This is a genomic window from Tranquillimonas rosea (assembly GCF_900111315.1).
GTDB lineage: Bacteria > Pseudomonadota > Alphaproteobacteria > Rhodobacterales > Rhodobacteraceae > Tranquillimonas > Tranquillimonas rosea.
Genome location: NZ_FOGU01000003.1, coordinates 375,351 through 387,941 on the forward strand (window position 1 = coordinate 375,351; position 12,591 = coordinate 387,941).

14 protein-coding genes are annotated in these 12,591 nt (G+C 68.5%); 7 read left to right on the plus strand and 7 right to left on the minus strand.

Translation table 11 applies throughout. The features are described 5' to 3' along the window. Nucleotides 1-92 precede the first annotated feature (92 nt). The 4 genes from BMZ25_RS06895 to BMZ25_RS06905 all read left to right on the plus strand — a co-directional run bounded on the left by BMZ25_RS06895 (nucleotide 93) and on the right by BMZ25_RS06905 (nucleotide 2,826). Complete coding sequence (locus tag BMZ25_RS06895; protein ID WP_218142518.1) at nucleotides 93-1,421, plus strand: MFS transporter; 1,329 nt, start codon at nucleotides 93-95, stop codon at nucleotides 1,419-1,421. A gap of 375 nt (nucleotides 1,422-1,796) precedes the next feature. Beyond that, a complete protein-coding gene (locus BMZ25_RS21275) occupies nucleotides 1,797-1,931 on the plus strand; it encodes a hypothetical protein (RefSeq protein WP_268874194.1) in 135 nt (44 codons plus the stop codon). Between the two features lie 34 nt (nucleotides 1,932-1,965). Next, the gene (locus BMZ25_RS06900) at nucleotides 1,966-2,472 is read left to right on the plus strand and encodes a hypothetical protein (RefSeq protein WP_235859805.1); all 507 of its coding nucleotides are present in this window, start codon (nucleotides 1,966-1,968) and stop codon (nucleotides 2,470-2,472) included. Nucleotides 2,473-2,634: 162 nt separating this feature from the next. Then, the gene (locus BMZ25_RS06905; RefSeq protein ID WP_092690746.1) at nucleotides 2,635-2,826 is read left to right on the plus strand and encodes a hypothetical protein; all 192 of its coding nucleotides are present in this window, start codon (nucleotides 2,635-2,637) and stop codon (nucleotides 2,824-2,826) included. A 24-nt stretch (nucleotides 2,827-2,850) separates the two neighbouring features. Here BMZ25_RS06905 and BMZ25_RS06910 read toward each other — a convergent pair whose 3' ends face one another. Beyond that, entirely contained in the window at nucleotides 2,851-3,723 is an 873-nt protein-coding gene (locus tag BMZ25_RS06910; protein WP_092690750.1) for a transglutaminase family protein, read from the minus strand. Between the two features lie 301 nt (nucleotides 3,724-4,024). Between BMZ25_RS06910 and BMZ25_RS21280 the strand changes: the two genes are divergently transcribed. Continuing rightward, nucleotides 4,025-4,156 (plus strand): hypothetical protein, encoded by a 132-nt coding sequence (locus tag BMZ25_RS21280; RefSeq protein WP_268874195.1) that lies wholly within the window; start codon nucleotides 4,025-4,027, stop codon nucleotides 4,154-4,156. Nucleotides 4,157-4,236: 80 nt separating this feature from the next. On the opposite strand, the gene BMZ25_RS06915 is transcribed toward BMZ25_RS21280, so the two are convergent. Then, nucleotides 4,237-4,446, minus strand: a complete 210-nt coding sequence (locus BMZ25_RS06915; RefSeq protein ID WP_218142521.1) for a hypothetical protein — start codon at nucleotides 4,444-4,446, stop codon at nucleotides 4,237-4,239. Nucleotides 4,447-4,618: 172 nt separating this feature from the next. Between BMZ25_RS06915 and BMZ25_RS06920 the strand changes: the two genes are divergently transcribed. Continuing rightward, nucleotides 4,619-5,353 (plus strand): Crp/Fnr family transcriptional regulator, encoded by a 735-nt coding sequence (locus tag BMZ25_RS06920; protein ID WP_092690757.1) that lies wholly within the window; start codon nucleotides 4,619-4,621, stop codon nucleotides 5,351-5,353. Between the two features lie 424 nt (nucleotides 5,354-5,777). Here BMZ25_RS06920 and BMZ25_RS06925 read toward each other — a convergent pair whose 3' ends face one another. The 4 genes from BMZ25_RS06925 to BMZ25_RS06940 are packed head-to-tail and all read right to left on the minus strand — an operon-like array spanning nucleotide 5,778 to nucleotide 9,542. Continuing rightward, nucleotides 5,778-6,560, minus strand: a complete 783-nt coding sequence (locus BMZ25_RS06925) for a heme ABC transporter ATP-binding protein (protein WP_092690759.1) — start codon at nucleotides 6,558-6,560, stop codon at nucleotides 5,778-5,780. Next, the gene (locus BMZ25_RS06930; protein ID WP_092690764.1) at nucleotides 6,557-7,642 is read right to left on the minus strand and encodes a FecCD family ABC transporter permease; all 1,086 of its coding nucleotides are present in this window, start codon (nucleotides 7,640-7,642) and stop codon (nucleotides 6,557-6,559) included. Before BMZ25_RS06930 ends, BMZ25_RS06925 begins: the two co-directional genes overlap by 4 nt. Next, nucleotides 7,639-8,484, minus strand: coding sequence for a heme/hemin ABC transporter substrate-binding protein (locus tag BMZ25_RS06935; RefSeq protein WP_092691036.1), 846 nt, complete (start codon nucleotides 8,482-8,484; stop codon nucleotides 7,639-7,641). The genes BMZ25_RS06930 and BMZ25_RS06935 overlap by 4 nt, the downstream gene beginning before the upstream one ends. Next, nucleotides 8,484-9,542 (minus strand): hemin-degrading factor, encoded by a 1,059-nt coding sequence (locus BMZ25_RS06940; RefSeq protein ID WP_092690767.1) that lies wholly within the window; start codon nucleotides 9,540-9,542, stop codon nucleotides 8,484-8,486. The genes BMZ25_RS06935 and BMZ25_RS06940 overlap by 1 nt, the downstream gene beginning before the upstream one ends. 215 nt (nucleotides 9,543-9,757) lie before the next feature. Here BMZ25_RS06940 and BMZ25_RS06945 point away from each other — a divergent pair, with 215 nt between their 5' ends. Continuing rightward, nucleotides 9,758-11,758: a TonB-dependent receptor plug domain-containing protein gene (locus BMZ25_RS06945; RefSeq protein ID WP_235859806.1), complete on the plus strand. Its 2,001-nt coding sequence runs from the start codon at nucleotides 9,758-9,760 to the stop codon at nucleotides 11,756-11,758. 57 nt (nucleotides 11,759-11,815) lie between these two features. Here BMZ25_RS06945 and BMZ25_RS06950 read toward each other — a convergent pair whose 3' ends face one another. Then, nucleotides 11,816-12,562: a 3-keto-disaccharide hydrolase gene (locus BMZ25_RS06950; protein WP_092690775.1), complete on the minus strand. Its 747-nt coding sequence runs from the start codon at nucleotides 12,560-12,562 to the stop codon at nucleotides 11,816-11,818. Nucleotides 12,563-12,591 lie beyond the last annotated feature (29 nt).

Genomic DNA, 12,591 nt, shown 5'->3' on the forward strand with positions numbered 1-12,591 from the left:
TCCAATGCACGCGGCCGGCCGGGACCGGCATAGGAGAGTGCGAGACGGGGCATGTCCTCGCGACAGATCCGACGAACGAGGCGAGACCAGTGGTGGATCCCAACGAAACCGCACACGACGACGCGACGCTTCACCTCGATGCCGACCACGAGGGCGAGGTGAGCCCCGCCGACGTCGCCGTTGGCGTGGTGATCGGGCGGACCTCCGAGTTCTTCGACTTCTTCGTGTTCGCGGTCGCCTCAGTGCTGGTGTTCCCGGCCCGCGTTTTTCCCTACGCGGACCCCGCCGTCGGGACGATGTTCTGCTTCGCGATCTTCGCGCTGGCCTTCGTGGCGCGGCCCTTCGGGACGGTCCTGTTCAACCATGTGGACCGCCGCCACGGAAAGAACGCTCGCCTGACCACCGCCCTCTTCATGCTGGGCACGGCGACCGTGTTGCTCGGTTTCCTCCCCAAGTACGAGACGATCGGCCACTGGTCCGCCGCGATCCTGATCGGGCTGCGGCTGCTGCAGGGGCTCGCCATCGGCGGCAGCTGGGACGGGCTGGCCTCGCTTCTGGCCCTCGACGCGCCGGACAACCGCAAGAGCTATTACACGATGGTGCCGCAGATCGGCGCGGCGACGGGCTTTCTCGTGGCCACCGGGCTGTTCGCGTATTTCCTGGCCGTGCTTTCGCCCGAGGATTTCTACGACTGGGGCTGGCGCTATCCGTTCTTCGTCGCCTTCGCGATCAACGTCGTGGCGCTCTTCGCGCGGCTGCGCCTCGTGGTGACGCCCGAATACGCCCGGCTCTTCCGCGCCCGCGAGCTTCAGCCCGAGCCGATCCTGCAGACCGTCCGCGCCGAGGCTCCGACCATCGTGCTCGGCACCTTCATCCCGCTCTCGACCTTCGCGCTGTTCCACATGATGACGGTGTTCCCGCTGTCGTGGATCTTCCTCTACACCGACGAAGAGCCCTGGCGGTTCCTGACCATCGCCTCCGTCGCCTCGGCCTTCTTCCTCGCCGGGATCGTGGCCTCCGGCTGGCTCACCGACCGGTTCGGTCGCATGAACCTGCTCAAGATCTGCGCGCTTCTGACGGGCGCCTTCAGCGGCTTCGCGCCGCAATTCCTCGACGGCGGGCTCCTTGGCGAGATCTTCTTCACCTTCAGCGGCTTCGCCCTGCTGGGCGTCTGCTTCGGCCAGTCCTCGGGCGTGGTGGCGGACCGCTTCTCGAAGCACTTCCGCTATACCGGGTCGGCGATCACGTCCGACATGGCGTGGCTCTTCGGCGCGGGCTTCGCCCCCCTCGCCGCCCTGCTCTTGTCCTCGTATTTCGGGCTGATCGCCGCCGGCGCCTACCTTCTGTCCGGCGCCATCTGCACCCTGATCGCCCTCAGCGTCGCGAAACGCTACCGCCGGACACCGGACGAGACGGCATAGGCCCGGTCGCTCGGCCGGGGGCGCGCTTTACTGCGATCAAGGCGCGGCCTCGTCCTGCCGGGCACATCCGCCGCGTCGCCCCGACGTGCCCGCGGGAGCGCAGATGCGGCTTTTTCGGATCGTGTCTCGGCGCCGCGGAGAATTCTTTCTCTCCCCCGAAACGCCTCTCAATTCCGACCACACCCTTCCGGAATTGTAGTCAGACTCAGTGCCTTACCCGACAATGATCTTCTTGGCGAAATACCTGGAAGAGTTGACGCCATATATTCCGAGTATTTCGTGGCAAAGCCCCTTGCGAGACCCCATATGTTCTCAGTGCAACCCATGACCACAGAGGTGGGTCTGCAATATTCATTTAATTCAAAGGATGAGACCATGTCTTTCAAAGACCTAATGAACAAGGCCGCCCAAGTCGTGAAAAACAAGCCTGAGGGCAGCAAGGACTCGACGCAGGCATCGACGCCCCCGTCGCCGAAATCTCCACCGGTTTCCAAAAAGACCGGCCCCTGAAATATGTCCGGGCCGGTCCGACAGGGGCATCCCAATGATGAGAGAAGATAAGAGAACAATTCAGTCGATCATCTATTTCAGACGCCCCTTCCGGATACCCGGTTTCGAGGAATTGCTTCCGCCCGGCAGCTACGAAGTCGAGACCGAGGTTCGCGCGCCCGAAGGGTGTCCTGATATCGACGTCTGGAAGGAGTCCGTCCTGCTGCATCTCCATCCGCGCATGTCCCATCCCGGTCTGGCGCGGAGCCTGACGGTGTCCATTGCAGAGCTCGAAGAGGCCCGCGCGCTGGACGACAAACCCGGACAGTCGCATCTGGAGGCCTTTCTCGACGAGATGCTGACCGACCCGATCATTCAGCTGATCATGGAGGCCGACTCCGTCTCGGAACCGCAGCTGCGCAGCTTTTACCGGCACCTGTGCAACGACAAGCATCGCGATGGGACCGAAGCGGCCGCCCGTGCCATCGTCTCCGCCCGGCTGGCGGAAAGCTTTGCCATCGACGCGGCCGAGAACGAGGGGATGCCGGCGGGGCAAGCCTGAGCCCGGCGTCCGGCCCGCGGGCCTCCCGGGCGCGAGGGCACCCGCGTTCCTGCCACTGCCCCACTCTTCTACACGCCCCCGGCCCGTGCCGTCCGAGGTTTCACCCAAAGGCGCTCCAGGGCCAATGCATCCGGGTGCCGCCCCCGATTTCGGGAGAAAGCGATGAAAGACACCACGATCGAACCGGTCCGGCACACGCCCAACGCTCCGGCCCGCAGGGACTGCCTGCGCTGCAAGGCGCCGTTCGACAGCAGCGGTTTCGGCGAACGGATCTGCCGGCGCTGCAAGCTGTCCTCGACGTGGCGCACCTCGCCGCAACGAGGCGCCGTGGGGGCGCCGGGCCGTCGGCGCTGACGCCGCCGCCCCACGCACCGCCGGTCATTCCCGTATCACGTCCACCTCGACCGAAAGCTCGACCAGCGAATCGCGCGCCCCACTGAACCCTCCGGAAACCGGCACCACCCGCCCGATGTCACGGCCCACTGCGACCGGGATCAGGTTGCGTCCGCCCATGCTCCGGTTCGTCGGATCGAAGGCGATCCACCCGGCGCCGGAAAGGAACACCTCACCCCAGGCGTGGGTCGCCCCGGTGCCGACCGCGCCGGGAGCCCCGCCCTCCTCGGGCAACAGATAGCCCGAGACGAGCCTCGCCCCGAACCCCAGCTGACGCAGCGCTTCGACGAAGAGAACCGAGAGGTCGCGACAGGTCCCGCTTGCCAGGCGAAGGGTCTCGAGCGGGGATTGCGTGCCCTCTTCCTCGCGCCAACGATACGCCGTGGCCCCGGCGACTCCGGCGTTCAGATCCTGAAGCAGCGACAGCGTATCGGTCCCCTCGCCCTTCCCGGCGACAAAGCCACGCGCCCATCCCTGCAGCCGCCCCTGCGGGTCGGGATGGGCGGGCACGGTCAGCGCCCCCATGTCGGTCCAATCGGTATCGGCGTAGCGGAACGGATAGCGATGCGCCTCGGGGGCGATCGTAAATACGGGCCACGCCTCCGCCTCGAGGTCCACCGACAGCCGGCTGTCGATCAGCAGGGCGTCCGACGGTGTGCCGATCGTGGCCGTGGCCACCGCGTTGCCCCAGACATCCTCGCCCCAGTCCAGCCGCGCCTCGGGCGAGATCGTGACGACGAGGTCCCGCACTCTCAGCCCCCGGCTCTCGCGCGGGCGCAGCATCAACCAATGCGGGCCGAACGTCACCATCTCGCGATAGCGATACCGGGTGCGGTGGTGGATGGTCACGGCGGTCATGGCCGGCACGCCGGAGGGTCGCTCCGTCCCGCAGGAGAACCGCCTTGCCTTACCGTCAACCCGGCGCTCAAGGTGCGGTGCCTCGCTTGCTTTTCGCCGCATCACTCCCCATCTTGGTAAATGGATGTCGCCATCCTGCGTCGACCACGGTGACGACGTCCCCCACGTTCCGGATATCGCTACGACCCGGCCCCGCGACAGCCTTCCTTTCGACAGACCCGGCGCGGCGCCGTCTCCCCTCTCCCCGATCCGGACTCGGTCTCGGATTCGGTCGCTCAACGTTCAGTACAGGAGGCCTTCGATGGCCAAGGGAAAATCCCGCAGGGGACGCGAAGAAAAGAAACCCAAACAGGAAAAGGCGGCTCCGGCGCCGGCGACGGACATCACCAAGGTGTTTCACCCGACTAATCCGAAGCCGGGCAAGAAACGCTGATCGGCCCCGCCGCGGGCCGCCCGCCACGCGAACCTTCGGGGACGCGTTGCGCTCTCCCGCGACAGGCCACCCACACGCGATCATTTCCGGCGCACCGAGTTCCCGCCGGAAATGATCCGGTTGATCAACGCGGCCACGGCCAGGTGGGCCTCTCTCTCGCCCCCGTCGCCGGCGGCCGTCTCATGCGTCGCGGCGGCATCGCGAAGCACGCCGACGATCTCGGTGCCCTCGAGGATCCCGCGGTCGTTCATCGCCAGCAGGAGCGACTCGCAGATCGAAAGCGCGGCCATGCCGGAATAGTCGTTCTCGTGAGGCACGGAGTATCCTTTCGCCGGGTCCGAGACCGCGGGAAGCGTTTCGCGGATCCTCACCATCCTGAACGCGAAACGGATATGGCGGACTGACTGAAAGCAGTCTCGACGCCGAAGTACCAAGACGTGTGACATTGCCAGACGAGGCTCCATGACCGCCGTCGAGACCAGCCCGCTGATCCGCAAGCTCTCGGCCTTCGCCACCCTTTCGACGGGTGAGACGGCCCTGATGCAGCGTTTGCATCGCCGGCGGAAGACGTTCGTCTCCGGACGCGATCTCGTCCATCAGGGGCAGTCGGAACAGGCGGCCTATATCCTGGCCGAGGGCTGGGTCTGCTCGTACAAGCTTCAGGCCGACGGGTCGCGGCAGATCGTGGATTTCCAGATACCGGGCGACTTTCTCGGGCTCCGCAGCCTCATGCTGCGCGTGTCGGATCACAGCTTCGAACCGATCGGCAGCATCCAGGCCTCCGAGATCATGCGGGACGAGCTGCTGGACACACTGGGCCGCTCGCCCCGGTTGGCCGCCGCGATCCTCTGGGCCGCCTCCCGCGACGAGGCGATGGTGGTCGAGCATCTGGTCAGTGTCGCGCGCCGTGACGCGGATGTCCGGCTGGCGCATTTCCTTCTGGAACTGTCGGCCCGGCTGGCGCTCGTCGGCATCGGCGGGAGGGAGGGGTATGCCTGCCCGCTGACGCAGTATCACCTGGCCGATGCGCTCGGTCTGAGCGCGATCCACGTCAACCGGATCCTCCGCCGCCTGCGGGAGGACCGCCTGGTGACGTTCCGCGGGGGCATTGTCCGGTTCGACGATTATGACCGCCTGCTCGAGCGTGCCGACTTCGACCCGGCCTACCTGGATCATGGCGGTCCCGTCCTCGGGTAGACCGCCATTGCAGACCGACGATCGCATCGGGGCAACGGTACAATGCCGGCCTCCCGCCCGTCCCGGTTCCGCGCGGCAATGATGCGGTAATAAGAGGCGCGGGCCCTTGGAGCCCCGCGCCTCTCGACTACTTCAAAAGCGTTTGCCGCTGAATCCAGAGCGGGCATCATCTGGTAGCAGGCCGGAGGCGCGGCAGCGCTTACTCAGGTTAGTTTTGGCGACGGGAGGTATCGCGTCGACGCGGACTCACACCGGTCCGGCGTTCACGGTTGCGTGCGAGGCAACGGGTTCATTTCGACCTCATGCCCTGTGACGTCGTGGCGCCGCCACCCGTCAGTTGCCCGTCTCGGCGGAGCGCCGCCTCGAGGTCTCGCTTGGTGACCGGAAGCATGCTTGTCTGGCCGGCGTCCGCGCCCTTCCCGTGTCAATCCGCCCGACCGTCTCCCGCCGCCTGCGGCAACACGAACAGCACCGCCGCAGGCGCAACGCCCACGCGAACGGGCCAGTTATAGGCCCGCGACAGCAGCGCGTCGGTCAGCACCGCCTCGGGCGCCCCCTCGCCCAGCACGCGCCCGCCTTCCAACAGCACCACGCGGTCGGCGAACATCGCGGTGAGATTCAGGTCGTGCATCACCGCGACGATTCCGCCGCCGGCCTCCGCGAAGGACCGCGCGATCCGCATCACCTGCAACTGGTGGCCGATATCCAGCGACGCGACCGGTTCGTCGAGGAACAGCCAACGCGATTCCGCCTCCCCCACTGGCTGCCAGACCTGCGCCAGGGCGCGGGCCAGCTGCACGCGCTGCTGTTCGCCGCCCGACAGCTCCTGGTAGTATCGCGCCTCGTAGCCTGACAGGCCCACCCGCACGAGCGCCTGCCGCGCGACCTGCCAGGCGCCGGCCTCCTGCAGGCCAAGGCTGACGACCTCGATCACGTTGAACGGGAAGGCCAGCGTCGTGGCCTGGGGCAGCACCGCGCGCTGCCGGGCCAGCTGCCACGGTGCGGCCTCGGCGGTGTCACGACCGTTCAGGCGCACCGTTCCCTCATGGGGCACCTCGCCCGTGAGGGCGCGCAGGAGCGTCGTCTTGCCCGACCCGTTCGGGCCGACGATGGCGGTGACCGCGCCGGGGGCGGCGGAGAAGGCCACATCGCGCAGCACGCGGCTCCGTCCCAGGCGGACCGTGATCCCGTTCGCCTCGAGCGTCACAGGTCCAGTACTCCGCGCTGGCGGAACAGGATCCACAGGAAGACCGGCCCGCCCAGCACCGCCGTGACGATGCCGATCGGCAGCTCCGCAGGCGCGATCACCGTGCGCGAGACGATGTCCGCCACGAGCAGCAGCGCCGCGCCGAGCAGGGCGGAGTTGACCAGCAGGTACCGGTGGTCCGGTCCGGACATCAGGCGCAGCAGGTGCGGCACCACGATCCCGACAAAGCCGATGCCCCCCGACAGCGCGACGGCCGCCCCCGTCGCCGCCGCGACGGCGAGGATGGCGACGTTCTTGACCCGCTGGACATGGATCCCGAGGTGAAAGGCCGCCGCCTCGCCCAGTGTCAGCCCGTTCAGCCCGCGCGCCAGGAACGGCGCGGCGACCAGCGCGGGCAGCATGATCGGCAGGCCGGTCAGCACCTTCGACCACGTCGCCCCGGCCAGCGAACCGAGGCCCCAGAACGTCAGGTCGCGCAGCTGTGCGTCGTCCGCGATGTAGACGAGGATGCCCGACAGAGCCCCCGCGAGCGCGCCGAGCGCGATCCCCGCAAGCAACATCATCGCGACCGAAGTGCGCCCCCGCCGCGTGGCGACGCGGTAGAGTACCAGCGTCGACACCCAGCCCCCCAGGAACGCCGCGACCGGCACGAGATAGTATCCCAGCGTCTCGCGGATCATCGCCGGCAGGGCGGCACCCATGACGATGGCCGCGATGGCGCCCAACCCCGCGCCGGCGCCCACGCCGACGATGCCCGGATCGGCCAGCGGGTTGCGGAACAGGCCCTGCATCAGCGCGCCGGACACCGCCAGCGCCGCGCCCACGCCGATCCCCATCAGCGTGCGCGGCGCGCGTATCTGCCACAGCACCACGCTGTCGGCGAGCGGCACGCTCTCGCCCCGCGCCAGCGCCGCCAGCACGGACCACAGCGACGTGCCCGCGGCTCCGATGGCGAGGCTGCACAGGATCGCCCCGGCCAGAAGGACGGCCAGCGCGACCGTGACCGCGCGGGCAAGGCGGGAGCGGTCGCCCGCCGCGCGGGTGTGGATCGGGCCGGCGGCCTCGAAGGCGAGCGCGCTCATCGTCCCACCGTCTCCAGCGCCGCCGCGAGATCGCGCGCGGCGGCGGCGGTGCGCACCGAAAAGCCCAGCAGGTAGAGCCCATCCATCCGGACCAGCGCCCCCGCCTCGCCCGCCGGGGTCGAGGCGATGGCGGGATGGGACAGGACCTGCGCTCGGGCGGTCTCGTGCCCTTCTCCCCGGTCCATCATCAGGATGACGTCGGGCCGGGCGGCGGCGATGGCCTCGTCGGTGAGGGGCTTGTAGCCCTCGAACGCGGTCACCGCGTTGCGCGCCCCGGCCAGCGCGATGATCCCGTCCGCCGCCGTGCCCGTGCCCGACGCCATGATCCGGCCGCCCTGCATCGACAGGATGAACAGCACGCGCTTGTCGGCCACCTCGGCGGCGGCGCCCACGCGGCGCAGGTCGGTGGCCACCTGATCGCGCAGCGCCGCCGCCTTGTCGGGCACGTCCAGCGCCGCACCGACCGCAGTGATCTTTTGCAGGATCGCGTCGCGGGTGAAGCCTTCGGGAATCTCGACGAAGGGGATGCCTGCGGAGCCGATGACCTCCACCGCCTCGGGCGGGCCGGCCCCGGCCTCGGTCACGATCAGGTCGGGCCGCACCGACAGGACGCCCTCTGGCGACAAGCGGCGGATATAGCCGATGTCGGTCAGCGTGCTGGCTTCGGGCGGATAGGTCGAGGTCGTGTCACGGGCGACGAGCCGATCCTCTTCCCCCAGGGCATAGACGATCTCGGTCACCGCGCCGCCGATCGAGACGATGCGGTCGGGCCGCTCCTGCGCGGCGAGCGGGGCGGCAGCCAGCGCGAGGGCAAGCGCGGCCAGACGGGCGAGCGGCGGCATCATGCGCCCTCCACGGCCCGGTCGGGCAGCGCGTCCAACAGCTCGGCCCAGGGGCCGGTCTCGTCGCGTTCGGCGGCGCGGTGGCCGAAGATCTGGGCGATCAGGCGGCCGTCGGCGTCGAACGCCTCGAGCGACAGCGCGGGCCCGCGGCGCGTGGGCTTGCTGACGGCCCAGACCTCGGCCACGTGGTCGCCGCGCAAGTGCATGTCGAAACCGGGGTCGAGCACGTTCAGCCACGGCCCCATCGGCCGGATCGGTCCGATCGGGCCGGAATGGATCTGGATGCAGCCGGGATTGCCGACGAAGATCATCGTCGACACCCCGGTCCCGGCCACGCGGTGCAGCGCCTCGGACAAGGCCTCGGGAGCCAGCGCGCGGGCATACGGCGCCCCGGCGATGCGATAGGCGCCAAGCCGGTTGATGCGCAGCTTGCGGGTCAGTGCGAGGAACTGGTGCGTGTCGCCCAGATCGTCCCAGCCCTTGCGCAGCGCCGCGGCCTTTTCCGGCGCCACGATTGCGCCCTCCGCCGGGGCGCGCGGGGCGACCTCCAGCGTGTCGGACGGCTCGGTCAGCGCGAGACGGTCGCGCAGGGCCTGCCACCCGGCGGGATCGGCGTCGAGCGGCAGATAGGCCTTGTGGACCGCGTCGCCGGCGGCGTCGAACACCTGGAAGGACCGGCGCACACCCTGCGCCGTCTCGGCCTCGACGGCGAACGCGTGGCACCAGTGCTTCGGAAACAGGCGCAGGTCGATCCCGGCGCCCAGGACCAGGCAGGCATGGCCGCCCGAGGCATAGCCGTCATAGGTGCCGTGGACCTCGCTGACGATGCTCTCGTTGCGGGTCAGCGCCATCATCTCGCCGAGCGATGACAGTTCGGCCACCAGCGCGTCGGGATGGGCAGCGATTGGCGTGACGTCGCCACCGTCGGATTGCGCGGCGAGAAGCTGCGCCTCGCTGACGCCGAGCGAGGCGGCAAGGTCGCGCGGGCGCAGGGTCGCTTCGGCTGCGGCGGCGCGCAGGGCGGCGGCGGACGGAGGGGCGGTGAGGTTGGCGGACATCGGCAATCCTTGTCGTCGTCTGTGGTGGAGAGGTTCGCTGGCCTGCGCGGATTGCCGCACCGCTTGCCCGGCCCAAGGGACCGCATAATTCTTGACAAAAATACTCGGCTAACTTAGCGAATGCAACCGTTGACCTGCAATCGCAGGCAAAACCTGAAAAACCTTCCCGCCAGCCCTTGGCCAGCAAGAAGACGACAACAGCCAAGGGGACAAAGATGATGTACCGCACGGGATTGCGGTGTCTGCTGCTGAGCAGCGCCGCCCTCACGCCGGCCCTGCCGGCCGCCGCCCAGACCGAGTTCTCGCTCGGGACCATCGTGGTCGAGAGCAAACGCGAGGTTCAGACCGACACCGCCACCGCCGAGACCGTGGTGGATCTCGACGAGATCGAGGACCGCCAGGCCGGCACCATCGCCGAGCTCGTGGACAGCGTGCCGGGCGTGAACCTCGTGAACGGCGGCTCGCCGGTCGGCTCGGGGATCAACGTGCGTGGCTTCGGCGCGACGGGCACCTACGGCACCGACCAGAAGGTCGGCATCCAGGTGGGCGGCGCGACCAAGGGCAGCGAGGAACTCTACCGCATCGGCACCCAGCTTTTCACCGATCCCGACCTCTACCGCGAAGCAGTGGTGCTGCGCGGGATGGGCGGCACGTTCGAATTCGGCTCGGGCTATTTCGGCGGGTTGCTGCGGCTGGAGCCGATCCAGGCCGCTGACCTGACAGGCGGCGCACCCGGCTTCGCCTTCAAGAAGACACTGCAATACTCTTCGAACGGTGACGGCCTTGCAAGCTCGTCCACCGCCGCGTGGCAGCCCACCGAGAATTTCGAGGTGCTGGGCAACTACACCTGGCGCAAGCAGGGCGTGCAGGACGACGGCGACGGCACCCCACGGTCCGAGGACGGCTACACGCTGCCCTCGTGGCTGCTGAACTCGCGCCTGACCTTCGGCGAGACTGGCGCCCACAGCCTGTCACTGCTTCTGTCGCGGACCGAGACCGACCGCAGCGACGTGCCCTACGATTCCTTCGGCACCACCGGCGACCAGTTCGGCAATGTCGACCGCGCGACCGAGGACAGCACCGCCGTGCTGGGCTATGCCTACGACGCGCCGGGCACCGACCTGATCGACCTCGAGGTGGACCTGTCCTACTCGGACCAGAAAATCGAGCAGGAATACGTCCCCGGCTCGTCGATCTGCGAGGTCGTCGATTGCGGCTTCCCCTTCCCGCCCGGCGGCTTCCCGACCGTTAACGCCGACCACCGTTACGAGACGACCAAGCTGACCGCCAAGAACACCGCCCTGTTCGACACCGGCGCGGTGTCGCACGACCTGCGGATCGGCGCGGAATACATCCGGCGCGAGCGCAAGGAGGCCTCGGCAGCGCCCGGCGGCACCGAGGACCGCGTCGCGCTGTTCGCGGTGGACGACATGCGGATGGGCCGGCTGACCGTGACGCCGCAACTGCGCTACGAGACCCAGGAGATCGGCGGCGACGGATACGACGACTACGACAACTCGGCGCTGATGGGCGGCGTGTCGGCGCGCTACGCGTTCAGCGGCGGCCTCTCGGTCCTGGGCGGGGCGTATTACAACGAGAACCTGCCGATCCTCGACGACCTGGGCACGCCGGCCTTCATGACCGAGCCGGAAAAGGCCACGACCTTCGAGGCGGGCCTGTCCTTCGACGGGCGCGACCTGCTGGCCGCGGGCGACGCGCTGGCGCTCAAGGCGATGGCCTATGACACCCATTACTGGTCCGTCAGCTCGTATTCCTCCGGCGGGGCGCACTATTCCCAGGTCGATCTGAGCGGGCTGGAACTGGAGGCGGCGTATTCACTGGCCAACGGCGTCTATGTCGATCTCAACGCCAACATCGCGCGGGGCGAGGGCGTCCTGCCCGGCGCCGGCAAGAGCGACTGGGAGGGCATCCCCGCCGACCAGCTGCGGATGACCCTCGGCAAGCGCTGGGGCGAGACGCTGGACCTCAGCTGGGAAGTGGTGACCGACGCCGAGATGACCCGCTCGGCCACGCCCTCGCCATCCTTCACCGTGCACAACCTGCGGGCCACCTACCGGCCGCAATCGGGCGTGCTCGAGGATACCGAACTGCGCGTGGGGCTCGAGAACCTGACCGACGAGTACTACACCCCGCACCTCGCCACCCGTCCGGCGCCGGGCCGCAATCTCAAGCTCACGCTGTCCAAGACGTTCTAACCGCCGGGCGATCCGGGGGACGGGTCCGATCCCCGGCCCCCGTATCCGGCCGGCGGATCAGGACAGGTCGCGCACCCAGATGTTGCGATAGGCCACGTCGGCGTCGTGGTCCTGCAGCATGATCGGCGCGCAGCCGTGAGCCTCGTCGTAGGACGGTGCGCCAATCCAGACGGTCTTGCCCTGGATCTCCACGTCGTTCTGCACGACCACGCCGTTGTGCATCACCGTCACGCGCGCCGGTTCGCTCACGCGGTCGTCCGAGCCGAACTCGGGCGCGGTGTAGATGATGTCGTAGCTCTGCCATTCGCCCGGCGCGCGGGAGGCGTTCACCAGCGGGATGTGCTGCTTGTAGATCGAGGCCGCCTGACCGTTCGCATAGGTCGGGTTGTCGTAGCTGTCGAGCACCTGCACCTCGTAGCGCTCTTGCAGGAAGACGCCGGAATTGCCCCGGTCCTGCCCGTCATAGCCCTCGGTCTCTTCCGGCGCGCGCCATTCGACATGGAGCTGCACGTCGCAGAAATCCCCTGTCGTGCGGATCGCGCCGGTGCCGCGGTTCACGCGCATGATGCCGTCCTCGACATGCCATTGCGCCTCGCCGCCCTCGACGCTTTCCCACGCGCCAAGATCGTCGCCACCGAACAGTACCGTGGCGTCCGAGGGCACGCCGTCGGCAGGGGCCTCGATCTTTTGGGGCTTCGGCCCCTCCAGTTCGGTCACGGTGGACCGCTGTTCGTCGGTCATCTCCTGCGCCGCGGCCGGCGCGGCGAGCGCCAGCGCGCAGAGCGCCGTCATCGTGCGTGTCATCGTCTCTCTCCCTTGGATGTGTGATGCCG